Annotated in this window: 22 protein-coding genes and 2 pseudogenes; 12 read left to right on the top strand and 12 right to left on the bottom strand. The window is 59.6% G+C overall.

The features are described from left to right. Positions 1 to 25 precede the first annotated feature (25 nt). Both AAFG16_RS08485 and AAFG16_RS08490 read left to right on the top strand, forming a co-directional pair. Positions 26 to 2,023 (top strand): heme lyase CcmF/NrfE family subunit, encoded by a 1,998-nt coding sequence (locus tag AAFG16_RS08485; protein ID WP_342738686.1) that lies wholly within the window; start codon positions 26 to 28, stop codon positions 2,021 to 2,023. After that, a complete protein-coding gene (locus AAFG16_RS08490; RefSeq protein WP_342738688.1) occupies positions 2,020 to 2,496 on the top strand; it encodes a cytochrome c-type biogenesis protein in 477 nt (158 codons plus the stop codon). Before AAFG16_RS08485 ends, AAFG16_RS08490 begins: the two co-directional genes overlap by 4 nt. A gap of 84 nt (positions 2,497 to 2,580) precedes the next feature. Here AAFG16_RS08490 and ccmB read toward each other — a convergent pair whose 3' ends face one another. From ccmB to hemA, 3 genes are all read right to left on the bottom strand, one after another. Continuing rightward, positions 2,581 to 3,243 carry a heme exporter protein CcmB gene (gene ccmB / locus AAFG16_RS08495; protein ID WP_342738690.1) on the bottom strand — a complete coding sequence of 221 codons (663 nt, stop codon included), beginning with the start codon at positions 3,241 to 3,243 and terminating at the stop codon, positions 2,581 to 2,583. 130 nt (positions 3,244 to 3,373) lie between these two features. Further along, complete coding sequence (gene ccmA / locus AAFG16_RS08500; RefSeq protein WP_342738692.1) at positions 3,374 to 4,000, bottom strand: heme ABC exporter ATP-binding protein CcmA; 627 nt, start codon at positions 3,998 to 4,000, stop codon at positions 3,374 to 3,376. A 404-nt stretch (positions 4,001 to 4,404) separates the two neighbouring features. Further along, a complete protein-coding gene (hemA, locus tag AAFG16_RS08505) occupies positions 4,405 to 5,781 on the bottom strand; it encodes a 5-aminolevulinate synthase (protein ID WP_342738694.1) in 1,377 nt (458 codons plus the stop codon). Positions 5,782 to 6,737: 956 nt separating this feature from the next. On the opposite strand from hemA, the gene AAFG16_RS08510 reads away from it, so the two are divergent. The 6 genes from AAFG16_RS08510 (at position 6,738) to AAFG16_RS08535 (ending at position 12,287) form a co-directional block, all read left to right on the top strand. Further along, the gene (locus tag AAFG16_RS08510) at positions 6,738 to 7,412 is read left to right on the top strand and encodes a cytochrome P460 family protein (RefSeq protein WP_342738696.1); all 675 of its coding nucleotides are present in this window, start codon (positions 6,738 to 6,740) and stop codon (positions 7,410 to 7,412) included. Between the two features lie 11 nt (positions 7,413 to 7,423). After that, positions 7,424 to 7,993 (top strand): cytochrome P460 family protein, encoded by a 570-nt coding sequence (locus tag AAFG16_RS08515; protein ID WP_342738698.1) that lies wholly within the window; start codon positions 7,424 to 7,426, stop codon positions 7,991 to 7,993. A 111-nt stretch (positions 7,994 to 8,104) separates the two neighbouring features. Then, positions 8,105 to 9,157, top strand: coding sequence for a hypothetical protein (locus tag AAFG16_RS08520; protein ID WP_342738700.1), 1,053 nt, complete (start codon positions 8,105 to 8,107; stop codon positions 9,155 to 9,157). Positions 9,158 to 9,845: 688 nt separating this feature from the next. After that, positions 9,846 to 10,244: a transposase gene (locus AAFG16_RS08525; protein WP_271608649.1), complete on the top strand. Its 399-nt coding sequence runs from the start codon at positions 9,846 to 9,848 to the stop codon at positions 10,242 to 10,244. Then, entirely contained in the window at positions 10,241 to 10,588 is a 348-nt protein-coding gene (tnpB, locus tag AAFG16_RS08530; RefSeq protein WP_271608648.1) for an IS66 family insertion sequence element accessory protein TnpB, read from the top strand. Before AAFG16_RS08525 ends, tnpB begins: the two co-directional genes overlap by 4 nt. Before the next feature lie 46 nt (positions 10,589 to 10,634). After that, a complete protein-coding gene (locus AAFG16_RS08535) occupies positions 10,635 to 12,287 on the top strand; it encodes an IS66 family transposase (RefSeq protein WP_342733845.1) in 1,653 nt (550 codons plus the stop codon). A gap of 225 nt (positions 12,288 to 12,512) precedes the next feature. Here AAFG16_RS08535 and msrA read toward each other — a convergent pair whose 3' ends face one another. The 3 genes and pseudogenes from msrA to AAFG16_RS08550 form a co-directional block, all read right to left on the bottom strand. Next, the gene (gene msrA, locus AAFG16_RS08540) at positions 12,513 to 13,025 is read right to left on the bottom strand and encodes a peptide-methionine (S)-S-oxide reductase MsrA (RefSeq protein WP_342738702.1); all 513 of its coding nucleotides are present in this window, start codon (positions 13,023 to 13,025) and stop codon (positions 12,513 to 12,515) included. 480 nt (positions 13,026 to 13,505) lie between these two features. Next, positions 13,506 to 13,610, bottom strand: a pseudogene (locus tag AAFG16_RS08545) (bacterioferritin); the annotation flags it as partial. Then, entirely contained in the window at positions 13,611 to 14,381 is a 771-nt protein-coding gene (locus tag AAFG16_RS08550) for a caspase family protein (protein ID WP_342738704.1), read from the bottom strand. A gap of 1,311 nt (positions 14,382 to 15,692) precedes the next feature. Between AAFG16_RS08550 and AAFG16_RS08555 the strand changes: the two genes are divergently transcribed. The 3 genes from AAFG16_RS08555 (at position 15,693) to AAFG16_RS08565 (ending at position 19,039) form a co-directional block, all read left to right on the top strand. Further along, positions 15,693 to 16,724 (top strand): ATP-binding protein, encoded by a 1,032-nt coding sequence (locus AAFG16_RS08555; protein WP_342738706.1) that lies wholly within the window; start codon positions 15,693 to 15,695, stop codon positions 16,722 to 16,724. Between the two features lie 30 nt (positions 16,725 to 16,754). Continuing rightward, entirely contained in the window at positions 16,755 to 18,620 is a 1,866-nt protein-coding gene (gene nhaA / locus AAFG16_RS08560) for a Na+/H+ antiporter NhaA (RefSeq protein ID WP_342738708.1), read from the top strand. A 185-nt stretch (positions 18,621 to 18,805) separates the two neighbouring features. Further along, complete coding sequence (locus tag AAFG16_RS08565; protein WP_265442191.1) at positions 18,806 to 19,039, top strand: hypothetical protein; 234 nt, start codon at positions 18,806 to 18,808, stop codon at positions 19,037 to 19,039. 473 nt (positions 19,040 to 19,512) lie between these two features. On the opposite strand, the pseudogene hemE reads toward AAFG16_RS08565, so the two are convergent. The 6 genes and pseudogenes from hemE to AAFG16_RS08595 all read right to left on the bottom strand — a co-directional run bounded on the left by hemE (position 19,513) and on the right by AAFG16_RS08595 (position 25,140). Beyond that, positions 19,513 to 20,560, bottom strand: a pseudogene (gene hemE, locus AAFG16_RS08570) (uroporphyrinogen decarboxylase). Then, positions 20,560 to 21,498: a hydroxymethylbilane synthase gene (gene hemC, locus AAFG16_RS08575; protein WP_342738710.1), complete on the bottom strand. Its 939-nt coding sequence runs from the start codon at positions 21,496 to 21,498 to the stop codon at positions 20,560 to 20,562. The pseudogene hemE and the gene hemC overlap by 1 nt, the downstream one beginning before the upstream one ends. A gap of 273 nt (positions 21,499 to 21,771) precedes the next feature. Then, a complete protein-coding gene (locus tag AAFG16_RS08580; RefSeq protein WP_342738712.1) occupies positions 21,772 to 22,245 on the bottom strand; it encodes a cytochrome C in 474 nt (157 codons plus the stop codon). After that, on the bottom strand, positions 22,232 to 22,474 hold the full coding sequence (locus AAFG16_RS08585; RefSeq protein ID WP_265442034.1) for a hypothetical protein: 243 nt from the start codon (positions 22,472 to 22,474) through the stop codon (positions 22,232 to 22,234). Before AAFG16_RS08585 ends, AAFG16_RS08580 begins: the two co-directional genes overlap by 14 nt. 9 nt (positions 22,475 to 22,483) lie before the next feature. Then, positions 22,484 to 23,812, bottom strand: a complete 1,329-nt coding sequence (locus AAFG16_RS08590) for a c-type cytochrome (RefSeq protein WP_342738717.1) — start codon at positions 23,810 to 23,812, stop codon at positions 22,484 to 22,486. Beyond that, positions 23,809 to 25,140, bottom strand: coding sequence for a cbb3-type cytochrome c oxidase subunit I (locus AAFG16_RS08595; RefSeq protein ID WP_342740875.1), 1,332 nt, complete (start codon positions 25,138 to 25,140; stop codon positions 23,809 to 23,811). The genes AAFG16_RS08590 and AAFG16_RS08595 overlap by 4 nt, the downstream gene beginning before the upstream one ends. Before the next feature lie 38 nt (positions 25,141 to 25,178). Between AAFG16_RS08595 and AAFG16_RS08600 the strand changes: the two genes are divergently transcribed. Beyond that, entirely contained in the window at positions 25,179 to 25,442 is a 264-nt protein-coding gene (locus AAFG16_RS08600; protein ID WP_342738719.1) for a hypothetical protein, read from the top strand. Positions 25,443 to 25,604 lie beyond the last annotated feature (162 nt).

A 25,604-nucleotide genomic window follows, 5' to 3' on the forward strand; every position in this document is an offset into this window, starting at 1 on the left:
CATCCCAGCTGATGGGACGGACAAGATGATCATCGAAACCGGACATTACGCGCTCGCTTTGGCTCTCGCCGTCGCGCTGCTTCAATCAGTTCTGCCACTCTGGGGAACCCGTACTGGTGATTCGGCACTTACTTCAATCGCGGTCCCTGCCGCAATTACCCAGTTCCTGCTCGTAGGTTATGCCTTCGCAGCACTGACTTACGCCCATGTGGCGTCTGACTTCAGTCTCGTGACAGTCGCCGAGAACTCACTCACCACCAAACCGCTTATATACAAAATCGCGGGCGTCTGGGGCAATCACGAAGGATCCATGCTGCTTTGGGTTCTGATTCTCGCAGCTTTTGGAGCGGCTGTAGCGATTTTCGAACGCGCCATGGCGAACGAACTACGCGCGAATACGCTGGTGGTCCAAGGCTGGATCTCGCTTGCCTTCCTTTGCTTCATTCTGTTCACCTCCGATCCTTTCTTGCGACGATTTCCGGCGCCGTTTGAGGGCCTGGACCTTAATCCGCTGCTTCAAGACCCGGGCCTTGCCATACACCCGCCGCTCCTTTACGTCGGCTATGTCGGTTCTTCGATCGTGTTCTCCTTCGCGGTAGCCGCGCTGATCAATGGCCGGCTAGACGCCGCTTGGGCCCGCTACGTTCGGCCCTGGATACTGATTGCCTGGATATTTTTGACGCTTGGCATCGCCATGGGGTCGTACTGGGCCTATTACACCCTAGGTTGGGGCGGATTCTGGTTCTGGGATCCGGTCGAAAACGCGTCACTGATGCCCTGGCTAGCGGGCACCGCGCTCCTCCATTCGGCTGCTGTTATGGAGAAACGTGAAGCCCTCAAGATTTGGACGCTGTTCCTGGCAATACTTACGTTCTCGCTGTCGCTGCTGGGTACGTTTCTCGTGCGCTCCGGGGTACTGACCTCCGTCCATTCGTTCGCCAGTGACCCGGCTCGCGGCGTCTTCATCCTGGTCATACTGACTGTATTCATCGGCGGGCCACTCGCGCTCTACGCGTGGCGCGCGCCCTCCCTGAGCGAACGTAGCGTGTTCGCAGCCGTTTCACGCGAGAGCGCGCTGGCAGTCAACAACCTGCTGCTGACCACCTGCTGCGTTACGGTTCTGACCGGCACGCTCTATCCGCTCGCGCTTGAGGCGCTGACCGGAGACAAGATCTCGGTCGGCGCGCCGTTTTTCAATTTAACGCTTGGCCCGCTCGTGGCGCCTATCGTTCTGCTGATGCCGCTCGGTCAGTCGATCGCCTGGAAGCGCGGCGACCTGCTCGGCGCAGCGCAACGGGTAACGGTCGCAGCCTTGGGTGGTCTTGTAGTCTCAATTGTGCTCGTTGCCGTCATCCGGGGCGGCTCCGTCTTCGCCGCAGTCGGTCTCGGCCTTGCCGTCTACCTCATCGTCGGTTCGTTCACCGATGTCGCATCGCGTATCTGGGCACGAGGGCAAGGCGGCCGGGTTATGCTAGCCCGCGCGATCGGGCTGCCGCGCTCCGCGTGGGGTGGGGCGATCGCTCACGCCGGCCTTGGCTTGACACTCATGGGCTTGGCGGCGACGGGTTGGGGTGTGGAGCGGATCGCGACCGTCAAGTTAGGTCAGAGGATCGATCTCGGCCCTTATCAAGCCACCATAGAGAATTTTCAAGCGCGGCAGGGCCCGAATTACACGGAGCTCGTCGGTCATACGGTTATCAGCAAAGGCGGCGCATACGTGACAGCCGTCGAGCCAGCCAGGCGCAGCTTTCCCACACGACAGACAACCGTCACCGAGGCAGGTATCGTAACGCTGAATTTTGGGCAGATCTACATTTCGCTTGGGGACCGCCACGCGGATGGTACGGTTGATGCGCGCCTGTTCTGGAAGCCGCTCGTGACGAGCATCTGGATCGGTGCGGTCATTATGGCGTTTGGAGGGATTGTGTCCTTATCCGACAGACGCCTCCGAATTGGCTTCGCGCGCCGCGCGGCTCGCCTCCGCGTCGTCGACAGCCCCGCAGCGCCGGAGCCCGCCGAATGACGTGGCTTCGTCGCATTCTTCTGCTTTCGATCGTACTCGCAAGCGTCGCCCCTAGCTTGGCGAGGGCGGTTCAGCCGGATGAAATCCTGACAAACCCGAAACTCGAGGCACGCGCGCGCGCTATTTCCGCCGGACTGCGTTGTCTGGTCTGTCAGAATGAGTCTATCGACGATTCCAAGGCAGAGCTCGCTCGAGACCTTCGCCTGCTGGTGCGCGAGCGCCTTAAGCTCGGAGAAAGTGATGAGCAGATCCGCGCTTTTCTGGTTAAGCGTTACGGAAACTTTATCCTGCTGAAACCGCCACTCGACTTGGAAACCGCTCTTCTTTGGGCAATGCCGGCTTTGGTGCTCGGAGCGGGCGCCATCGCTCTGCTATTCGGATTGCGCCGCCAGCAGTCCACGCAAGCGGCACCATTGAGCCAAGCCGAGCGGGATCAGCTTGCCGCTGTGTTTGACTCCGATACCCCGCTGTAGGCTCCTCCTGGGGTCAAGTTCGGGCAAGGCAAGTCATTTCACATAGGGTACCCCGTAAAGAAAACTCAATCGTTGCATGCCTATTTATTCACCTGCGCTACGAAGAGCTGCGGCCGCAGCTATCGGAGCGAGCGCGATGGAGGCGAGTCCGAGCGCGCAGAGGACCAGGAACGGTGTCAAAAAGGGAATTGTGGCACTTTGCGCCGCGGAGACACCGAAGATCAGCACCGGTACGGCTAGTGGCACGACGAGGATCGATAGCAACAGACCGCCGCGCCGCAGAGTGACCGTAAGGGCTGCCCCGATCGCCCCTAGAAAGGTGAAGGTCGGCGTACCAACCAACAACGTTGCTGCTACCGATCGGAGGGCCGAGCCATCCAAATCCAACATCAGACCAAATAGAGGCGAGAGCATAACGAGCGGCAGCCCCGTCACAAACCAGTGAGCCATGCACTTCACAAGAACAATGAGTTCTAGGGGCGCCGGCGACAGGAACATTTGGTCCAGCGAACCGTCCTCTTGATCAGCCTGAAACAACCGGTCGAGGCCCAATAGACTCGCGAGAAGTGCCGCTATCCATAGAATTGCCGGGCCGATCCGCGACAGCAAACGCAGGTCGGGCCCGATCGCGAATGGTACGACCGTGACGAGACTGAGGAAAAAGACCAGACCGAGAATCCCGCCGCCACCGACGCGGCGGGCTAGCATGAGATCGCGAACAAAAACGACGAGGAGAATACGGGTCATGATGCCCGTCCGGTATCGCTATTGGATTGACACCGCTCCAGTGAAATCGGAGGATCAACTTGATCTCTTCTTTCCCGACCTCGAGACAGACAGCTACGCGGGCTGCGACCGCACTTCGGCGAAATGGCCATCACCTGGTTCCAAGCCTGACTTGGATTGTCCCTGGCAGACCAAGAGGTTCGTGGGTCGCAGCCAGCGCCAATCCTCCGCCTCCGAGATGGCTCGCGACGATAGCCTTCAGTAAGGCGCGCGCGCGCCCGTCGAGCGCAGTTACCGGTTCGTCGAGCAGCCATAGAGGGCGATCGACGATCAAGAGCCGGGCCAATGCGACGCGACGACGCTGCCCCGCAGAGAGATAGCCGACTGGCAGATCGAGAACATGAGCCAACTCCACGCGGTCCAGCGCCTGTAACGGCGTTCGCCGGCCTCGCCCCAGGAATCCCAGGCCGATCTCGAGGTTTTCGCGGGCGGTCAACGCCGATTTCAGCCCATCGAGATGGCCCACGTAGTGGAGGCGTTCTGCCAGGGGCGCCGAATCCGCGGCTTGGGATTCCACCCATGATATGCGGCCAGATCTGAGTGGAAAAAAACCGGCGATCGCCCGCAAGAGTGTAGATTTACCCACTCCGTTGGGACCCGTCACTTCGGCGATCTGGCCCGAGCCTAGTCGCAAAGATATCCCGCCGAGCAGGATGCGCTCGCCGCGCGCCACGGATAGATCTTCGATCAGCAGATGGGACCTCTGTGTGTTATCCATTTTCAGGTTTCGTGTCCTGTTTCGCTCTGATCGTTTTCAACCAACCCTCGTTTGGAGGCTTATCGAAATGATCGACGACTCTGGACAAACGAGTTCGAGCGGCGAAGTTGGGGAGAGCTGCCCACAAGAATGAGGAGGTTCTGCTCTTCGGGGGCTGCCCTTTGAACGGATGCCAGCCCAATTGTGGAAGTCGACGGCAAAATGTGCCACGCGATCGCCTGTAAAGGGCGGGTACGCAGTCGAATGACTTTCGTTGGATGTTCCATTGTCACAACTTGCTGCGTGAGCTGCACGATCCAGGACGCGCGCCGCCTTCCCAGCGTACTCTGCACCGTCGGTTAGCCGACGCTCCGCCGATGAATCCGGGTAGGTGGTCGCGAAGAGAGCGCTCCCAAGCACCTTTCTCAGGAAAGAGAGAGGGCGTCCCAGGTCTCAGTGAGCGCAGCTGCGAGTTCCGCTATGTGGTTATCCCCATGATATGGCGACGGCGTGATGCGCAGACGCTCCGTCCCACGGGGGACCGTTGGATAGTTTATCGGCTGGATATAGATGGCGTGGCGCTCCAGAAGTCGATCGGCTGCCGCCTTGCACAACTCCGCATCGCCGACAATCACAGGCACGATGTGCGTTTCGGTCGGGAGAACCGGAAGCCCAGCGGCGTGGAGCGCCCGTTTCGTTGCAGCGGCCTGTCGTTGGTGTGCTTCGCGCTCGGCAGACGAGTGTTTCAGGTAGCGAACGGATGCACGCGCTGCGGCTGCAATCGGTGGAGGGAGCGCGGTGGTGAAGATGAATCCGGGCGCGAAGCTGCGCACCGCGTCGCAAATCGATCGCGACGCCGAAATATAGCCGCCGATGCAGCCGAATCCCTTGGCGAGAGTACCCTCGATTATCGTTAAGCGGTGCATCACACCGTCGCGCTCGCTGATTCCGCCGCCGTGGGCGCCGTAGAGGCCGACGGCGTGAACCTCATCGAGATAGGTCATCGCGCTATACCGCTCCGCGAGGTCGCAGATTGCGTCGATCGGCGCCACATCGCCGTCCATCGAGTACACGGATTCGAACACGACAAGCTTGGGGCGGCTCCCTGCCTCACGCAGCAAGGCCTCGAGGTGACCAAGATCGTTGTGGCGGAAGATCCGTTTTTCGCAACCCGATTGACGGATGCCCTCGATAATCGAATTGTGGTTGAATGCATCAGAAAGGATTACGCAGTCCGGGATCAGCTTACCGATCGTGGAGATGCTGGCTTGGTTCGAAACGTATCCGGAGGTGAAGACGAGACTCGCCTCCTTGCCGTGCAGATCAGCAAGCTCGCCTTCTAGATCAACCAAGGGCGAGTTATTTCCGGCGATGTTGCGAGTTCCACCTGCACCCGCACCGCAGCGGTGTGCCGTTGCAGTGAGCGCGCTCACGACTTCCGGATGTTGTCCCATGCCGAGATAGTCATTCGAGCACCAAACCGTTATTTCGGTAACGGATCCGTCAGGGCGGCGCCATTTGGCAACTGGGAAGCGGCCTGAGACGCGTTCGATGTTAGCGAAGACACGATAGCGTTGTTCCCCACGCAGGCGCTCGAGAGAGTCGTGGAAATGACGTTCGTACGTTTCGGCCGCACAATTGACTTCGGCCCTAGCGACGGCCGCGTCGGGCCTCGTCAGCGCTCTTTTCACGCACACCGTGTCCGCGCACGAATGTGTCTCCGTACACGAATGTTTAGTATCGGAGCTTCCGTGCGCTGGATGCTTGGCTTGACGCCCAGCCGATACGTCCAGGTCTTCCATGTCAACCCTCCCTAACCGTCGCTTGAGCATACGTCGACCATAGCCCATCACGCAGAGCACTTCGCGCTCGTCTCAGTTATGATTTTCAAATCCTCCGGTTATGATCAGGCGCCGCAGCCTGAGGTAGCTCAGACGTAGGCTAAGCCCGTCCATTTGCATGGCGCACAAGCCGCCCAGATCATACGGACGATGCCGCTTGAGGGCTGTTCACCAGTGAAGAGCTGGGTGATCCGGATCGGCGGCCGGGCGGCGATGAACAAGGCCGAGGCGTGGCTCACCCCGCGACTGGTAGTGTCATGCACCGAATGTTTACCGTAGGAGCCCTCTTCAACGCCGGCGCGGTGAAAAGTCGCCCGTCACGACAATATTCCTTCTCGGAGCGAATCGCTTTCGCCACCACGATGGAAGCACACACTAGTCCGTAAGCTGCGATGACATGACAAGCGTTTGGAAAGGCTAGCCGCCGGCGAGCGAAAAAGGATTGATACCGATCGAGGCTCGTTACGGAAGCGAAGAGCTTCAAACCGCGATCGAGCAAGTGAATCGACACATGATGCATGTTCGCTCGGAAAGCGACGTTCGACATTGCTGTTGTCGACTGGGAAATTTCATCGGCCGTTTCCGTGGGATCGCGGGCGAGATTTGGAACGACAAGAACTTTGGGAGACTCAGTGGCGAAATCTGCGGCTGGGCAAAGAATCTAGCTCGTCAGCAAAGACTGGAAGTGGCCACCTATCGCTACTCGCGCAGCGTTGCGAGGGAGTAGAAAGTATTCATGATCAAACATCAACATAGAGCGCGTCATTTCCATTGGGCATCGATTTCATGCCCCCTTGTTGCTTTCGCACGTTGGCATCCACGCATAGTCTGATCTGCGCGCAGTTAATGAGACCACCTGCGCAAGAATGCAGTCATCGCCATATGGGCAATATCGAGCTGGTCGAAGGAGAGAGATTATGAGACGCACTGTACTGGCACTTTCTGCCGTCCTCAGCGTTGGCGCTCTGGCAACCGCAGTCTTCGCACAGCAACCACAGCTTCCGCCACCCGACGATTGGCACGCCACTGGCCGCTATCTTCCTGAATACACGAAAGACGGCGACCTTATTCTGCCGAAGAATTTTCACGAATGGGTTTACGTTGGATCCCCAACAACACCCAATTTCTTAAACCCGCCCCAGGCAAATTTCCCGGAATTTCACAACGTATATATCGAGCCTGGCTCCTACGAGATCTACAAAAAAACGGGAATCTTTCCTGAAGGAACGATCTTTGTGAAGGAACTGCAGCTCTTGCAGCCCGCCACCAATCCGGACGGTTCGAGAACTGAGCCATCGGGTAAAGGGTTCTTCCCGGGTGCCTTCAACGGTGCGGATGTGACTGTCAAGGACACCGAAAGATATAAGGCAAGCGACGGCTGGGGCTATTTCAACTTCAACCATTTTGAACCAAAGGCGGCCTCTGCGAAAGTTCGGCCCGTCGAGGAATGCGGTTACTGCCACATCGCAAGCGCGAAGCGCGATGACGTATGGACGCAATTCTATGCGTTGCTGGACCAGGTGCCGCCACCGCCCGGCCAGAATCACTCCAAGAAAATGCCGCCCAACGAGAATCCGTCTATCAAGAAGTAGGGAGAACCGTGATGAAATTTCTCGGAAGTGCGGTCGTTGCGTCCGCTTCATTCATAGCCGTGACCGTCGGCTGCCTCGTATCGCAGCTCGTACCGAGCCAGGCTGCGCCTGCGCAGGAGCAACTCGTCGACGGGGCAGGCAACATGCATATCCCGAAGGACTACCGAACGGCCTACGAATTCCTTGGGAGCTGGTCTGTTGCAGGTGACAAAGGCGCTAAGGAGATGCACGTGGTCTACGCGTCGCCTGGCACTGCGGCGGCCTATCGGGCGACTGGCAAGTTTCCCGAGGGTTCGATCCTGGTGAAGGAGGTGTACGCCGCGGGCACTTCGGAGATGACGACTGGGACCGTTAGCCATCAGCAAAGCCTCAAAGGATGGTTCATGATGGTGAAGGACAGCAAGGACAGCCACCCCGATAATAAGTTGTGGGGCAATGGTTGGGGCTGGTCCTGGTTTGATGCGGGTGACCCGATGAAAACGACCTCAACGAACTTCCGCTCAGATTGTCTAGGTTGCCACATCCCTGCGAAAGCGACCGACTGGATCTATGTTCAAGGCTATCCCGGTCTCAAAAAGTGACAGGCCGTCGGCGAACTAGCTGCAATATCACCTGTGCAAAATCAGACGGGATGCAAGGAAGGTAGCGTCATGAAGCCTAGCGGGAAGATCGTCAGATGCGTTTGCGGGTCGATGGTGATGCTTGTGGTGTCGTTTTCGATATCTCATGTAAGTCTCGCGGCCGATCCAACCGCTGGCAAAAAGCTCACGAAACAATTTCTTACGTCGGGCCAGGTGGACCTAGTACGAGAGGTGGTGACGCTACCGCTCCATCGCGGCCGTCTTGCGTCGGGAGAGACCGTTTGGTTCGTGCTCACCGACGTAAGCGATTACGCTACTTCAAAAGAGATGGGGCTTACTTGGGCGCCGAGTCTCGCTGATGCCAAGGACCTGAAGAGCACACGGGTTGCTGAAATGGACGACACGGGTAACTTCACGTTTGAATCGGGGCGGGTCGATTTCTCGCCTTCGCAGAAGTTGGTCGGTGGGGACGCGCCCAAGTTTTTTCCTCCGAAGACAGCCCGAGCCGGTTCTATTGGGGATGCGCACTACAGCCCACTGGTGCGGGTAGCTAATCGTATGAATATTGTTTTCAATGCGCCGATCGTCGCGTTCGATGTCGGGCCGGATAAAATTTCATTCTGCAACGGCAGCCCTGATTACTCCCTCGTGACGGACTCCGTATCAAGTATTTGTCCTGATAAGGGCACTGTCGATTTGAAACTTCGGTTTGGATTCGCGAACGGAAAACACCTGCGTTATCTTAGTTTTGACGCAAATTCCGAGGAATCGGCGACCCTTGAGTCGTCCACCTTTGCGCCTGCGGAAAGCGACATTCTACAGAGCGGCGCGATTGAGGTGATCTATACGATTGTGAACGGCAGCATGGGTGCGAAAGATCCGAATCGCCAGGGACTCAACAGTGCTATCAAAGGAGAGGGGCCTTCGCTCGACATTCTCGCGCACTTCACAGAGATCAGCGCCGGATACTCTCCGATGTGGGACGTGCGGCTAGCCGAGTGGACCAAGGAAGCTATCGTAAAGGATCAAAGGAAACTGATCACTGACGGCGACGATCTTGAAGCCAAAAGCGCGGCGGGCTTACTGGTGAGCCCTGCGGGAGGGCCGGTGAAGACGACGGGCAATCTAGTGAATTGTCCGGTTGTGGGCTTTACCAATGAATAGCCCCCGACTGCATAATTTGCGGGTCCCTGCGGAGCCGGGGACCGCAATGTCTCTTCGCCTACTGGGGCTTTACTTCGCGCTAAGGCCCCGCGCCATACCGCAGGGTCGATGCTCTGGCGGGCCTCGCGGCTGGTGGCCCGACCGGAAGACGGGGCCGTCGATCTCAGTCCAGGCATAAGCGCTAGCCGCCCGATACCAACGGACGCTGCGGGGCGGTCGGCAGTCGGACGGCGACGCGGCTAGCGCGGCCGCTCTGGCCTCCCAAATAACGGAGGACCGCGGGGTGATGGTGTAAGAGTCGTTTTAGCGCCACATGCTGCAAGCGAGGTCCGTATCGCGCCGGAGGCCGCCGACGCGGCCTGTCGATCCGGGGCGACCCTGTTCTAACCGTATCTTGTCCGTCGTGATGCCGATCGTGGAATAGGCCGGGCCTGAGAATGCCTAAAAGAAGGACCGGATAGGAAGGTGCACGGCTCATCGAAAAGGCTGTAGCCCTTCAGGATCGCTCAAGTAAGCGGGGTCCGCGGGGGCTCGCATTTCTCACATCGGCTACATGCACGTTCGCGCCGGGGAAAGAGGGTGGTCCAGCCTCTTGCTCGTTTTTCGGACCGTATCCCTCCGCCAAAGGCCGTCTTGTTTGAGGGACGCGAGGGCTGCAGGTCCTAGGGGTAATCCTAGGAGAAGCGCTATGACGATTTCGCGGGCAGAGGTGATCACATCGGTCGAGCGGCGGCGCCGGTGGTCGCAGGATGAGAAGGAACGGCTTGTTGCAGCATCGCTCGAGCCCGGAGCCAGTGTTTCCGAGGTGGCTCGCATGGCCGGCCTTCATGTGAGCCAGCTGTTCAGGTGGCGCAAAGAGCTTTGCAAGCACGGTGAAGCGAGTATAGCGCCGTTCGTGCCGGTCGAGATTGGGCCGTCTGTGCCGCCGCGGGAGGTGGCCGAAGCGCCATTGACGACGGCGGCGCGTCGACGGAAGAGCCAGGGCATCATCGAGATTGATCTTGGTAGCGGGCACCGCATCCGGGTCGATGGCGACGTTGATGGAGACGCGCTACGTCGCGTTCTCGATGCTCTGGTACGCCGATGATCCCGGTTCCGACGGGCGCGCGAGTGTGGCTGGCGACAGGCTACACGGACATGCGCCGAGGCTTTCCGTCGTTGGCACTCCAAGTGCAGGAGGTGCTGCGCAAGGACCCGCTCAGCGGTCATCTGTTCGTGTTCCGCGGTCGCCGAAGCGATCTTGTGAAGGTGATCTGGCACGATGGCCAGGGAGCATGCCTGTTCACCAAAAGACTCGAGAGAGGAAGGTTCATCTGGCCATCGGTTGCGGGCGAAGCGGTGACGATCTCACCGGCGCAGATGAGCTACCTGTTGTCCGGAATCGATTGGCGAAACCCTCAAGAAACGCTGCGACCAACGCGGGTCGGATAGCCGTTTTACGGTTTGAATCTGCAACGTGATCTGATTCAATGGCTTCATGATATCGAAGCCGGACGACCTTCCATTGGACCTCGTGAGTGCCCTGGCGGCGCTGCAGGCCGAGCGTGAGGCGCGGCTGCAAGCCGAGGCGGTAGCTGCCAGTGCGCGGGCGGAGCTGTCGGCCAACGAGGCGCTGATCGTGCACCTTGAGCTGCGGATCGAGAAGCTCAAGCGCGAACTGTACGGGCAGCGCTCCGAGCGCACGGCGCGGCTGATCGAGCAATTGGAATTGGAGCTCGAAGAACTCGTCACCACGGCGAGCGAGGATGAGCTTGCCGCACGTACCGCCGCGGCGAAAACCCAGGCCGTGCGCGCCTTCACACGCAAGCGGCCGGTGCGCAAGCCGTGGCCGGACGACATCGAACGCGAGCGCGTCGTCATCGAGGCCCCGACGAGCTGTGCCTGCTGCGGCGGATCGCGCCTGGCGAAGCTGGGCGAGGATGTGACCGAGACGCTGGAGGGGATCCCGCGCCGGTTCAAGCTGATCGAGACGGTGCGGGAAAAGTTCACCTGCCGCGATTGCGAGAAGATCAGCCAGCCGCCGGCACCGTTCCATGCCACGCCGCGCGGCTTCATCGGTCCGCAATTGCTGGCGACAATCCTGTTCGACAAGTTCGGCATGCATATCCCGCTCAACCGCCAGAGTGTGCGCTTTAGGGCCGAGAGGATCGACCTGCCGTTGTCGACGCTGGCCGACCAGGTCGGCCACGGGACCTTCGCCGTCATGCCGCTGTTCCAACTGATCGAGCGGCATGTGCTGTCGGCCGAGCGCCTTCATGGCGACGACACCACCATCCGCATCCTGGCCAAGGGCAAGTGCACGACCGGGCGGATCTGGACCTATGTGCGCGACGATCGGCCCTACGGTGGGCCTGCGCCGCCGGCGGCGGTCTATTACGCCTCGAGCGACCGACGGGGCGAGCATCCCCAGAAGCATCTGGCCGCCTTCGCCGGGATCCTGCAGGCGGACTGCTACAGCGGCTTCGAGCCGTTGTTCGACCCACAAAGGAAAGCGATACCGATCACGCCGGCATTTTGCCTAGCCCATGCGCGGCGGGGCTTCTTCGAACTGGCTGACATCGAGAAGAATGCCAGAGACGGCCGCAAGGGCAAACCGGTCTCCCCGATCGCGCTGGAGGCTGTCAGGCGCCTCGATGCGTTGTTCGAGATCGAGCGCGCCATCAACGGCCGCAGCGCCGACGAGCGGCGTGCCGCGCGCCAGGAGAGAAGCAAGCCGCTTCTCGACGACATGCACGCCTGGCTACTCCGTGAACGAGAAACCCTCTCGCGCTCCTCCGAGGTCCTGAAGCCCATGAACTACATGCTCAGGCGCTGGGACGATTTTGCCCGCTTCCTCGACGATGGCAGGATCTGCCTTAGCAACAACGCCGCTGAAAGAGCGTTGCGCGGCATCGCCTTGGGGAGGCGCAACTGGACCTTCGCCGGCAGCCTACGTGGCGCTGACCGCGCCGCCATCATGCTGACGATGATCACGACCTGTCGCCTGAACGACGTCGATCCCAAAGCCTGGCTCGCCGACATCCTCGCCCGTATCGCCGATCTTCCCGCATCGCGTCTGCACGAGCTGCTGCCCTGGGAATGGAAGCTCCTGCGTCAGGCCGACAACCCCACCGATCAGCAAGCCGCCTGACCTTCACGCATCGCCATCATAGAACTCGCCGTGCCCGCGCGCATGCGTCAATCAGGCGGTCTTCGTCGTATGCGTACTTCGGACCTCGCCGTACAACCACTCAAGCTCGCGCGAGCGCCGCCTGGCGACCAGGCCCCCCAGGTCATTGCTAGTCATCACGAGATGAATTCTGGACGCGCCTTCGCAACGCACGTACGTTGCGTACGCCGCCGAAGGCGCGATTGCTCAGACAGTGGTCCTGCGTGGCAACTTCCACTGGGGACGGGCGAAATGGCAGGTGTAGCCGTTCGGATGGCGTTCCAGGTAATCCTGGTGCTCAGGCTCGGCCTCCCAAAACTCGCCAGCGGGCGAAAGCTCCGTCACGATCTTGCCCGGCCACAGCCCGGAGGCTTCGACGTCGGAGATGGTTTCTTGGGCTACGCGAAGCTGTTCGTCGCTCGTGTAGAAAATCGCCGACCTGTAGCTTGTACCTCGGTCGTTTCCTTGCCGGTCCAGGGTCGTTGGGTCGTGGATCTGGAAGAAGAACTCGAGCAACTCTCGGAAGGTCGTCTGACGCGGGTCGAACATGATCTCGAGCGCTTCGGCGTGCGTGCCGTGATCGCGGTACGTGGCGTTCTTGACGTCGCCGCCCGAGTAGCCCGCCTGCGTTGAGATGACACCAGGCAATCGTCTTAGCAGTTGCTGCATTCCCCAGAAGCAACCCCCTGCCAGTATTGAGCGTTCTGCAGTCCCTGCCATGGTAAGGTCTCCTTCTTTGCAAAGAGCCTTGCTGTTGCGGTCGCGTTCACTTAGCCGCGGCGGACGGAGCGAACGAAGGCGGAGTCAATTCAGTATCTCAACCCGCTGTCGCTCGATGTAGCTGGTAACGTTCTCCGTGACGCTGCATCGATAGCCGCAAATGCAGCGCCAGCGCCGGCCCTCGCGGGGAGCACGACGCAGGTGCTCAGCAGCGCAGGCAACTGGCAGTACTTTTCTGTTGTAGAAAGATAGACGCCCGGTCACGGACCGTCCAATCACCTTCGGCTATCGAGACTATGCCGCTAGGATCGGCGCTGGGGAGGCAGTCTGCCGAGCTGAGGCTCCTGCTTCAGGGGACCGGTCCGACATTGCTGGAATATAACTGAGTTTGGAACGGCGCTCTCGACGACGTCGCGCGGCGGGAGCGTGTACGAGCACCTGCGGTATGATGCCAAAGCTTAGTACTCCCCGCTCCATAGCTTGGGTGTAAAGTGCGAGACCAACGCGCTTGATCAAATCAAGCTGCGTCTCGAGGGAAGCGATAAGGTTCTCCTCGTCCATCGTCAGGTTCTCGAAGAGGCGCCGTCACCGATGACCACTAACCGCAGAGCCGACGGAGTACGCGGGAGCGCCGATCTGCGCCGGCGAAAGATGGAAACTCTCCGTCAGCGTAGATAACACAACTGGAATCTGTTGGCCCCGAGTAGCAGCCACCACCGCGTTTCGAGTATTATTGAAGACTTCCTTGATCTCCCTTGAGGTTTCCATCTGCACAAGCAGAGCGCTAATCAGCTGACTATGCAGTCCTTCAGGATCTGCGACTACTTCACCAGGCCCGGCTGAACTCAGGACAAGCGCGTTCTCGGCCGGTAGAATGGGGGCCAGCCCATGTGAATAAGTTCGAAAGCGTCGCTCGTACGGATTGCGGCGTGAGGCCTCAATCACTGCGAGCCTAACGCGTGCTCCGGAATTTCGTAGTTGCGAAAGGAGGTGGTCGATGCTTACACCTTGTCGACGAACGTCCGCTTCACTCCAAATCGTTGCATCGATGGGGATTAGGTAATTCTGTCCGTCAGATTGGATGCCGTAACCTCCAAAATAAACCAACACAGTTGAGTTCGAACGCAGTCGTTTTTTTAGATGATCGATTGCACGGGTCATTCCGAGACGCGTCGTATTCTCAAGTGCATCGACCAAAAAGCCGTCCTCGCGAAGAGCATTTGTCAAGGCTTCCGCATCGCGTGTTATTTGAGGAAGAGGAAAGTCCGCATCGGGATAGGCTGAATTGCCAATCACCAACGCCAGTCGACCAGTATCAAGGGGCGCGACGTCGCCCGGCTGGATGGACTCGCTCATGGAACGAGGCGTCTGCGGCCGCATTGCCCCGTCGGAAGCCGCTGAGAGCAAGCTAAGCAGGACGGCAACGCTAGCTAGTTTGGGAGATCTCATTCCATTATGGTTTCCGGCTCACCCTCCGGTAAGATGGCATAGCGGCAATAGCGTTCCGGCCAAAGTCGAGTAGGGTGCGTGGCGACATTGCGTCTTCAATTACGTTGTGCCGACCAGTAGCCTGAGCAGCGCGCTGATCCTGAGTGGCCGCTCCAGGTCCCTCGACCGGTGGTCGCGAACAGTTTGCCAGTACCCGCGGCATATTTGTCGTGGACTGTCACGGAGGCGCGAACCGCGCCCGACCTTGCGACGTAACCCCGAAACTTCACGAGATTTGGATGCGTAACAATGCCGTTGGTCACATCGACAGTAAAACTGTAGCTGGAATCGCAGGTTCCTCGTTGCGTCACGAAGACGAGGTCCCAAGAGCCATCGTAGGCCGAGCGACCGTATGTTGCCGGTTCAAGAGGATGACCAGGCCGCACCCTTAAGCGCACATCTGTCGTCAACGATGGTATGGCCGCCTTGATGGGCGTACTAACAATTGGGGCGGCTGATGATTTGGACGACGCGGCAATTGCGATCGGAATCACAAGTGCGAGCGCAGACGCGCAAATGCGAAGTCGAGCGTTCATAGCACCTCCTATAAGAGTGGAACTCTGCGAGAGAATGACATTGCAGCGCGGGCCAGTGAAATCACCTCTCGCCATGAAGTCGATAGACGACCATTATTGGCGGACCGCTAGGGCCCACGGGAGCGCAGCGCGATGGTGCCGCTAGTCGAGGAAATTTGTCGCGCGCATTGGCATTGGTGCCTGAACGCGGTCGGACTGCTGCTTCGCCCGATGTCATCGGCGTCCGCATATCCGTGCGAGTGGGGAGCCGCAAAGTAAGGGCAGCTCGCCGCAAATGCTCTGACGCACTGGCAATCGCGCTTCCGACCGCAGCGGAACGGGCGGGCGCTTTTTGGCTAACGGGACGCCCACGGCACCATTGCTATTGCTGAGGCTTGGAACCAGGGCAAAGGATCGTCGCGTGAACACCCGTTCTTGGCCGCGAAGAGTTCTACTGGACCGAGGCGACTAGGTGCAGCTGGCGCCCGCAGCACGCCGCACACTTCTGAGCTATTCCGATAACAGTCGGCTATCGACTTTATGGCGAGAGGTGATTTTGGTTTCGACCGTCGTTGGCCCAATGTAGATGCATCGTCGCCCGTCCGCGGCGGCGGCTGGAGTTGCCGACGTTTCCTCGAACGATCCGATGCCAGGAGATCCCGAAATGCATATCGGCGAGACAATCCCCGGCCGCGTCGAGGGCCCGCCGTTGGAGGACGTGGTCGTGCTCGTGGACGGGAACGGTGCTGCGGTTGGAGTGGAGCGTGCGGTCAGAAGGATGAGCTGCGTGCACGATGATGGTGGCGGCCGCTCGTTCAGATGTGTGGAGATCCAAGTCGTCGGGTCCGACGGCGAGGTATCGGGGATTTTGCGCCATACCGATCCGCCGCGCGAGGCGCGAGGCGCGGTCGGGGGGACAATGGCGGAGACGATAGCGGACGTGAGGCAGTTCGTTCACGACATCAATAACCTTCTCACCGTCATCGGGAGCGGTTTGCGGGAAATCGAGCGTCAGAGCGATGCTGCGTACCGGAGGGCCATCGTTGATAGAATGCAGCATGCGATCACACGAAGCGCGTCGCTCAGCCGGCAGCTCCTTGACGCAGCGAGGCCGCGCCCCAAGTCCAATGGTATAACAGGCAGTCAGCTCGCAGTGATAGCGGGAACGCTTGATGGGGTGCCGCGTCCAGTCGTTTCCGTCCGCACGGAAATCGTCCCTGCGTTATGGACCTTCAATGCCGACGCGGAAGAGCTGTACTTCGCCTTGCTCAATCTCTGCCGAAACTCGGCCGATGCAATGCCAACCGGCGGCGTGATTACTATCGTGGCGCGGAACATCGAGGCTTCCACCGTAACTGCGGGAGAGTTTGTCGAGATTGTCGTCGCCGACCGTGGAGAGGGCATGACCGAGAATGTCCTTTCGCAGGCCTTCAACCCATACTTCACGACAAAGCTCAAAGGTAGCGGGACCGGACTCGGACTCCCCCAGGTCCGGCAATTCGCTGAGAGACAAGGTGGCGCGGTCTGGATAGAGAGCGAGCCCGGTGCCGGAACGGTGGTGCGCCTTTTCCTGCCGCGCGTGCAGCCTACTGGGCTCTCCTGCAGCGTCGTCGAAACAAGGACTTCATACACGCCGCCAACCGGTGGTGGCATATTCACAATCTTCAACACCGCGACGGCCGCGCCAAGGTCGTAGCCAGGCGCGAACACTCGGGACCGCGCAGCGATGAAGCTCATATTTCCGTCAGGCCGACTTGATCGACCGGTCGATCACGATACGGAACATGTGCTCGGCCCTCCCGACGCCGAGGTCTCGCTGGTCGAGTACGGCAGCTACGCGTGTCCGCACTGCAGGGCTGCCAACGATCGCATCGCGCAGGCGCGCGATCAACTCGGCGACCGCATCTGCTATGTGTTCCGTCACAAGCCGCTCGCGAACAACAGTCTTTCATTCTGGGCTGCACAGATCGTTGAGCTCGCTCGGACGCCCGAAGCGTTCTGGTCCGCGCACATCAAGCTTATGACGAGATCGGCGCAGCTCACGGAAGACGATCTCTTCGCGGTGGCCGCAGACCTCGGTGTGAACGCGGACCTCTCGCTTGGCGAGAGCGAAGCCGTACGGCGGGCGAGGTCGAGAGTGGAGTCGGACATCGCAAGCGCGCGCGCGAGCGGAGTGAGATTCACGCCAAGTTTCTACATCAACCGTCGGCGCTACGACGGGCCGTGGGACGAGAGTTCTTTCGTCGATGCGATGCTTGGCACGCTCGGTCACCGCGTTCGTACGGCTGCCTTGGACTTTGCGAGCTGGGGCCCGTCAGCCGGCATTCTGCTCGTCCTCGCGGCCGTGGCGGCGATCATCTTGACGAACTCGCCCATCGGGCCGCACTTCGAGGCGCTCTGGCGCCGCGAGTTCGGCGTGAGCTTGGGCAACATAACCTTTCGGAAGCCCATCTTCGATTGGGTCAATGACGGGCTGTTAACAGTGTTCTTCCTGGTCGTTGGATTGGAAGTCAAGCGCGAGATGACGGTGGGCCATCTCGCAAGCCGTCGTTCGGCCGCGCTTCCGATCGTGGCCGCGCTCGGCGGCATGGTCGGACCGGCGCTTCTGTATGCGCTGATCATCCCAGCGGGGCCGTGGTCGCGCGGATGGGGTGTCCCGATGGCGACCGACACCGCGTTCGCGGTTGCTTTGATTGCGGTGATGGGCTCCCGCGTCCCCGTGGAGCTGCGTATCTTCCTCACTGCGGCGGCCATCGTTGACGACATCGGCGCGATCGTCGTCGTCGCTCTGTTTTACTCTGGTGAGATCCATCTGGCTTACCTTGCTGCGGCCGCCACAGTTGTAGTTGCGCTGGTGCTGCTGAGCCGATCTGGAGTCTACTTTCTGTCGCCCTACATCCTGTTGGGCGTTGCGCTTTGGGCGTCCGTATACGCTGGCGGCCTGCACCCTACGTTGGCCGGGGTGGTACTTGCGTTGTTTATTCCGACGCGACCGCCCGCCAACTTAGAAGCCCTGATGACGCAGGCGAGCACCATCATCGCGTCCGAGGCTCGGCGCGAGGGTGAAGTTCTTAGGAACGTCCCCTCTACTTCGGCTCTGCACGCGCTCGAGGCAATCTACGAGAGACTTGAGTCGCCCGCCGATCGGCTGCTGCGACATGCCGGCGCGCGATCAAGCTACGCTATCCTCCCAATCTTCGCATTGGCGAATGCGGGAATGATGATCAACCCAGGCGTCTTCGTCGGCCATGGCCGGCTCATGGCCGCGATCGTCGCTGGTCTCGCTTTAGGAAAGCCGCTCGGCGTCTTCCTCGCGGCCGCCGCGGCTGTGCGCACAGGCCTAGCCGTCAAGCCGGACGAGTACTCGTGGCGGCAGTTGGGCGGGGCGGGAGCCCTCGCTGGGATTGGCTTCACGATGTCGCTCTTCATCGCCGGTCAGGCATTTCCAAACGCCACTGACTTCTCGGCCGCAAAAATTGCTGTGTTCGCCGCCTCGATTCTCTCTGCCGCCGTTGGGACTGTCCTGCTCTGGGGAGCTTCGCACCGGGAGCTTATCGGAGACGCGTCGCGGAGCCTCGGCATGAAATTATAATAGCAAGCCGGACAATGGAAAGGAGATGGTTCTTCCTGCCCACCAGCGGCACGAGGCAGTCCCCCGATGCACAACCACGCGTGAAACCTGGGGTGCACCTAACCGAAATCTCCTGGCATCCCATCATCAAGGAAACCGGCAACGCTGAAGTATCTTGGCAAACCGTTGCGTTTGAAGGAGCCGAAGTGACGCACGTATATTTCCACTGTTCGAACACCAAGAAGGTTTTCGTCGATCGCCGCGGCGCAGTGGTGGAAGATATTGCTGATGCGCGGGATCATGCGAACCGTATCGTTCAATCTCTCACTAGAGAGCGCAGCCTCGAGGATTGGCGTGACTGGATTTTGCATGTCAGTGATGATCAGGGCGATGAACTCTTCGTTGTGCCCTTCACGTTCGTGCTCGGCGAACCGAATTAAGGTCCCGGTGTTCCGGGCGACCCTCGGACCAAGGCCCGTAGGTCCCACTTGAAATGCAAGCAGATGGAACCTGACAAGGTTAACTTCAGCGTCAGCGCAGCTCGATCAAGATTTGATTTAACCTGCCGACACAAAATGAGGAGTTCTCGCGCGCGCTGGGCAACAAACCCGGTCGCCAGCTTTGAGATTTAGGCGGCGTACTCACTCGGCGACGTGATGCGACGAAAGCTACGAAGGCCGTGGCATCAGCAATGCCGGCGACCACAAGCTGTTGCCAGCGTGGCCCGACGCCGGGAATCGCGTTCAGTTATTTGCTCGTCGCGCTTGATAGATGCCGAGCGACGGTACTGCTGATAGGTGCGGACATTATGGGCCAAGTACGATGTGCTTGTGCGAGCATTGTTGCAGCGATACGGATACGGCACTGATTTGATTTCGATTAGGATCCAGGTAGCTCAACCTCTGCCATCGAGCTATTGCGACTTTATGTGACGCACCAAGGATTGGACATGCTCGGGGCGTGTGGTCTTCAGAATGCCATGACCGAGATTGAAAATGAACGGTCCCCGGCCCAAGGCCGCCAGGATGCGGTCGGTTTCTGCGTACATCGCTGCGCCTCCCGAGTAGTTGGTTGTCCAGGCTGCCCTGCACGCAGCACCCAAGGGCGCCCTGTATTCTGTCGGCAGCCCAAGCGAGCGGGACGGTGCTGTCCAGGCCTACACAATTGACCCCGGTCGCTTCGGCGTAGCCAACGTAAAGCAGACCGGCGCCGCGCGGAAAGGCAATGATCGGGGTGTCGGGATATTTGGCGCGAAGGGCGCTCACGATCGCGGCTACGGGCTGCACGCACCAGCGCTGGAAGAAAGGTTCAGGGAGGATACCCGCCGAGCTCTCAAATAGCTGGATGGCTTCTGCGCCCGACTCGATCTGTCGTCCCAGGAACTGAGTGATGGCTTCGGTCAACAGGTCGATCAGTGGCTGAAACTCCTCTGGGTCGCTCAACGCCCATCGCTTGATAGTGGCATGGTCGGTGGCACCGCCGCCGCGACCCTCAACCATGTAAGTAGCCACTGTCCAGGGCGCCCCCGCGTAGCCAATCAAGGCCACGTTGGGAGGGAGGGCGACGGTGAGTCGTCGCACCGTCTCATAGATCGGCGCCAATTTCTGGTGCAACCAAGTACGACTAAGGCGCGCCACATCCGCAGCCGTACGGATCGGGGGCGACAGAACCGGCCCATCGCCCTCCTTGTATTCGAGCACTTGGCCAAGCGCTGCGGCAATCTGCGGAAGGTCCGCGAATAGAATGGCCGCATCGAATCCAAATCGCCGGATCGGCTGAAGCGTGACTTCTACCGCGTGGTCCGGCGAGTTGCACAGCTCCAGCATTCCGCCGGCTGCGGCCCGCGTTACAAGATACTCTGGCAGGTACCGGCCAGCTTGTCTCATAAGCCAGATTGGCGGTCGTTCCGTACGCTCGCCGGCAAGCGCACGCAGAAGCAACTTTCTTGGCTCGTAAACCACTATGGAAGCACTCCCTGTACTTCCATCATACGATGCACGGCCTTCAGTATCTCGCCTGCACCTTGCTGAAGAAGCTTGTGCCCGAGACGTCTGCCGATTGCCTCGGCCTGATCGGCCGGACCAACGCATTCATCAGCAATCTTCGATTGACCATCTGGATGAGTCACCTGTCCTCGAAGCGTTAGTGTCCCGGCGACCCACGTGGCGGAAACGCCGATGGGTAGGCTGCAACCCGCATCGAGACTTCTCATCAGGGCGCGCTCTGCATCTACTTCAGTGCGCGATTTCCGATCTTCTATCTTTTGAAGCAATGCTATGAGTTCCGTATCTTCTTCGCGAGCTTCGGCCGCGAGAGCGCCTTGGCCGGCTGCATACGGAAAGACATTCGCGTCTAGAACCTGTGAGGCCTCATGTAGCAACCCTAACCGGGACAGTCCCGCCGCTGCCAATAGAGTAGCGTCTATTCCGTCCCGGATCTTTGCCTTACGAAGCCTTGGAGAAACGTTCCCGCGGATGGGTCGAACATCGAGACCATTGCATAGAGCGAGAAGTTGCGCTTTGCGGCGAATTGATCCGGTGCCGACGCGTAGCCCCGGTCGTAGCTGATCTAGTGTAACGCCACAAATGGCGTCACGAGCATCCTCTCTCTTGGGAACAGCCGCTAATACCAAGCCTTGCCGCAATCTAGTCGGAAGATCCTTGAGAGAATGAACGACCAGGTCAACTTCCTTTCGCATAAGCCTGTCTTCGCCCTCCTTCGTGAATGCTCCGACGCCCCCAAACTGATGAAAGGACGACCTTCGATCTCTATCGCCAACCGAACTTGTGAAAACAATCCTGACCTCAGCGGCCGGCTCGACGCCGCGAATAAGATTGGCGACGTGACTGGCTTGCCAGCGGGCCAGGTCACTTCGCCTGGTGCCGAGGCGAATTTCCATGATCAAACCTCTTACTTGTTGGGTAGCTCGTCGCAGGATGCTGACCGGTGGTCCCTGGACGATATGGCGATGATTTTTCAGCCTTCATTCGTTGATATTCTGAAGCGGCCTCTTCGGCTGTCGCGAAATTCTTGCTATAAATGAAGGTTTCGCAACCAGTGCTGATGCGGGCGTAGTAGGGCTTTCGCCGCCTAGCATAGTCCGAGCGCTTCCTGACGCCGGGGAAGCCGTGTTTGTTGACTATGATGCGTGGCATTAGTTGCCTCGGGCGCGCTATTTGAAGGGATTCATGGACGTGGAGTAGGTTGGCGTTTTGGCGTAGTCCGTCGGAACGTTCCAAAGCGTTGCAACATACCAGGCGGTCCAAGCAACGATGAGGAGGCTCAGCACCCACACCCAAACAGGGATTGGCGAGGGCGATTCCGCCCGGTGCGGCTCAAATGGCTCTTCGGCTCCAAACGCGTTGACTATGAAGCGGAGCGTACCGTGAACGAGGGCCCCATCACCAAGCCCGCTAACTGTGATCCCGGGGCCGTTGCGAACCTGAAATTGGAGGCGTCGGATGCCGACCTGGCCGGTGGCGTCCTGGGCTTCGATGCGCAGGGCGTGCTCGCCGTCGACGAGGCTCTTTGTGTCGAGCGATATCTGCGCCGGCGGCCGCTGATCGGTCACTGGATCGGCCGCTTCGTCGAGATAGATTCGGATGCGCGGATCGGGCACGTGCTGCATTCCTTTAACGGTCGGCATGCAGGACGCGATATTTGGGATGATCGGGGTCTCGTTCGCCCGGGGCGATAAGCATCGACACGGCCGCCACGATGCAACTGACTGTCACGAGCCCGGCTCCGCCCGCCACTAGCACGTTGCCGAGCAGTGGTCCGGCAAGATTCGGACCGCCAGCACCACCAGCGGTCGCAGGCGAGGTGCAGAGGTAGCCAAGCGCCGAGAGAATCCAGGCGGTAATCGTATCGGTCATTCTCACCTCCTATTTTTTGCTGTGGAGCTTCGTGACCTCGGCAGGTGTCACCAACGCCCCGTGGTTACCCCAGGACGTGCGCTCGTGATTGATGATATCGGCGATCTGCTGATCAGAGAGTCGGTCAGCGAACGGCGGCATCTCCACTTCGTACTTCTGGCCGTCGATTACCTTGCCGCTGAGGCCGCGCAGCATGGTGACGATGTGTTCGGCGGGATCAGTGGCATTAACGACCGGATCGCCCGCAAGTGGCGGAAATGTGCCAGGAACGCCTTTGCCCTCCGCACCGTGACAGACGCCGCAGTTGCCGGCGAAGAGCTTCGATCCTTCCGCAGCATCGAACGTCGATGCCGGGGCCGCTACCGGTGAGGCCTCTTTCGGCGTCGCGGCTTGCTTCTGCAATGGTTCATTGGCACGGGCCGCGACGACATCAGCCGCACTGATTAAGGCACCACGATTGCCCCATGAGGATCGTTCGTGATCGATGATGTCAGCAATCTGCTGATCAGACAGTTGATCGGCAAACCCCGGCATTTGCGCTTCATAGCTCTGACCGTTGATTACGCGCCCGCTAAGTCCGTGCAGCACGGCGCCAATGTGTGCAGTGGGATTGGCGTCGTTCACCACCGCATCTCCAGCAAGCGGCGGAAACGTTCCCGGCACACCCATGCCTTCCGCGCCATGGCAGGATGCGCAGTTGTCGGCGAACAATGCAGCGCCCTTGGTGGCGTCAAACCCCAGGGATCCAGTCGAAGAGCTCTTAGTCGCGGCGCGGGTCTGTGCCGGAGCGAGTGGGGGCTGCTTCAGTGATAACAGATAGGCAACTAGCGCCTTGCCGTCGTCGCTGGGGATGACGATATCGCCTGACGAGAACTGGGGCGGCAATGGCACCGCTTTCTCTCCTGGTGGCAGTCTGCCCACAATCCTAAACAGCCAGGGGAAGGCCGGCATGATCGATTGTGGTACAACTGCACGCGGTTGATAGAGATGGATGTACTGCCATATGCTACTCGATTGCCGCGCGCCGATATTGCTCAAGTCTGGACCAGTGCGCTCCGAACCTAGCAATTCCGTAGTCTGGTAGGCGTAATCGCCCGGCGCAGACGGGCGGCCAAACGGCTTATCACCGGAGAGCGGGCGTACTTGCTGGGTATGGCAATAGAAGCAGCCTTCGGAGACATAGACGTCTCGACCCCGCGCCTCAATCGGGGTTAGTGGCTTAAGGCCCGGCGTCGGCGGCACCTTCGACAGCCAGATCCCTGGCAGCACGCCCATAAGAACGGCTAATCCAGTGTAGATCAGCGTTGAACCGCCAGAAATGGCCAATGTCCTGTTCATGCTGACACCGTCTTGGCTGTGGCGAGCTCGGCGCAGGACCTACCGTAGGTCATCGTCCAGACGTTGAAAGCGAAGACTAAATGACCGGCGAACATCAGGGAGCCGCCCACGGAGCGCCACATCCAGTATGGCGCGGCATCTTCGACCGACTGGATGAAGGTGAGTCCTCGGAACCAATCGAGCCCCTGAATGGTGCCGGCGGCCGACAGCGCCGCAACATAGATGACTACACCGACGGCAGACAGCCAAAAATGAATGCCCATCGCTAGATTGTAAGGATACTTCCCGGTTGCGCGCGGCAACAGTGCATAGATGCCGCCCCAGATCGCGAAGGTGACGAAGCCATACATCGTGAGGTGCGAGTGCCCTACCGTGTAATTAGTCAGATGCCAAAGCTGCTGCAGCGAGCGAAACGCCTCGAATGTGCCTTGCGTCGAACCCAGTAAATAGCCGTAGACGCCGACTAGGATGAAAACCGCTGGCGAGCGATATATCCATTCGTGAGTCCCCCGGAAGGTGAGAAGAAAGTTTGCTGAGCCACTCAATACTGGAACGAGCATGGCCACACTGAAGACGATGGCCGTAGTCTGCAGCCACCATGGTAGTGGACTGAATTCAAAATGATGCGCGCCAATGATGGGATAAAAGATGAGGTTGGTCCAGAATGCAAAGACGCCTAGAGAATATGAATAGATCGGCCGGTTCAGGAGCTTCGGCAGCGCATAGTAAGACACACCGAGTGATAGAGGCGTGAACCATAGTCCGACGGCGTTATGCATGAAGAAGGCCTGTACCGCGACCTGACCCAGGCCGTACTGATACCAGGGCAACATCGACACCAGGACCATAACAATCGTCCACAGCGTGCCCCCGATAGTATACCAGTTAGAAATATAGATATGTTCGCCATCCCGGCGCTCGACAGTGGCGATCATATTCCAGGCCGCGGTGATCAAGCCGAGTCCGAGGATTACGCGAATCCACCATAGCCATTCGCGATACTCCTGGCCGTAGGTGAACCCGAGATCGAGCGTGACCGTGCCCATTACCGCGGCAAGATTAAGGAGCGCAAGACTGATCCATGCGAGGCGCTCGCTGTAGAGCCTTGCGCCAGAACTGCGAGCAGCGACGAACAGCGCAAGCCCAATCAGCGCTTGGCTCGCCCAGGCATAAAATGTTCCGCTGGTGTGTATGGCGCGCAGCCGACCGAACGACAGCGCCGGCGTGGTCGCGAAATCAGGGTAAGCGAATTTGAAGCTGACGAGGAGCCCCACGGCCGTGGCGAATACAAGCCAGATTGTGGCCGACGCCACGTAAGCCGCGAGCACCCGCGCCAAAACGCGGTCATCCGGAGGGAGCGCGCGAAGTGGAATTGCTGCAGGGCTACCTGACATCATCCGTCTCCTCGACGACGCTGTTCAGCGTTGCCCTGAGGGGCACCAAAAGCGTGACGCCAGCGGCGCTGCAACCGGGCGGCTTGATCGAGAAAATCCGGCGCGATCAAGTTGTACACTTCTTTGTGGCTGGGCTGGACGAAGGCACGGAGCGTCTCGCCAATCTTGGTCGCCGTTGCGCACCGGTCACCATCTTTCCATGGCCTACCGAAATAGGCGACCTTACCAGCTGCTGAGGTCGGTGTTACGCCGTTGCTTTGCATATCGAGCCTCCCGGCTTCTCGATCTGATCGCGTGTTGGTGACGCACTTTGAAGGCTGCGGTACGACGATGCGTTGCAGAATGAGCTTGCAAGACCGCCGAAGGAAATCACCTTTCGACATAGAGTCGATAGACGA

This window comes from Bradyrhizobium sp. B117, assembly GCF_038969555.1.
Lineage (GTDB): Bacteria > Pseudomonadota > Alphaproteobacteria > Rhizobiales > Xanthobacteraceae > Bradyrhizobium.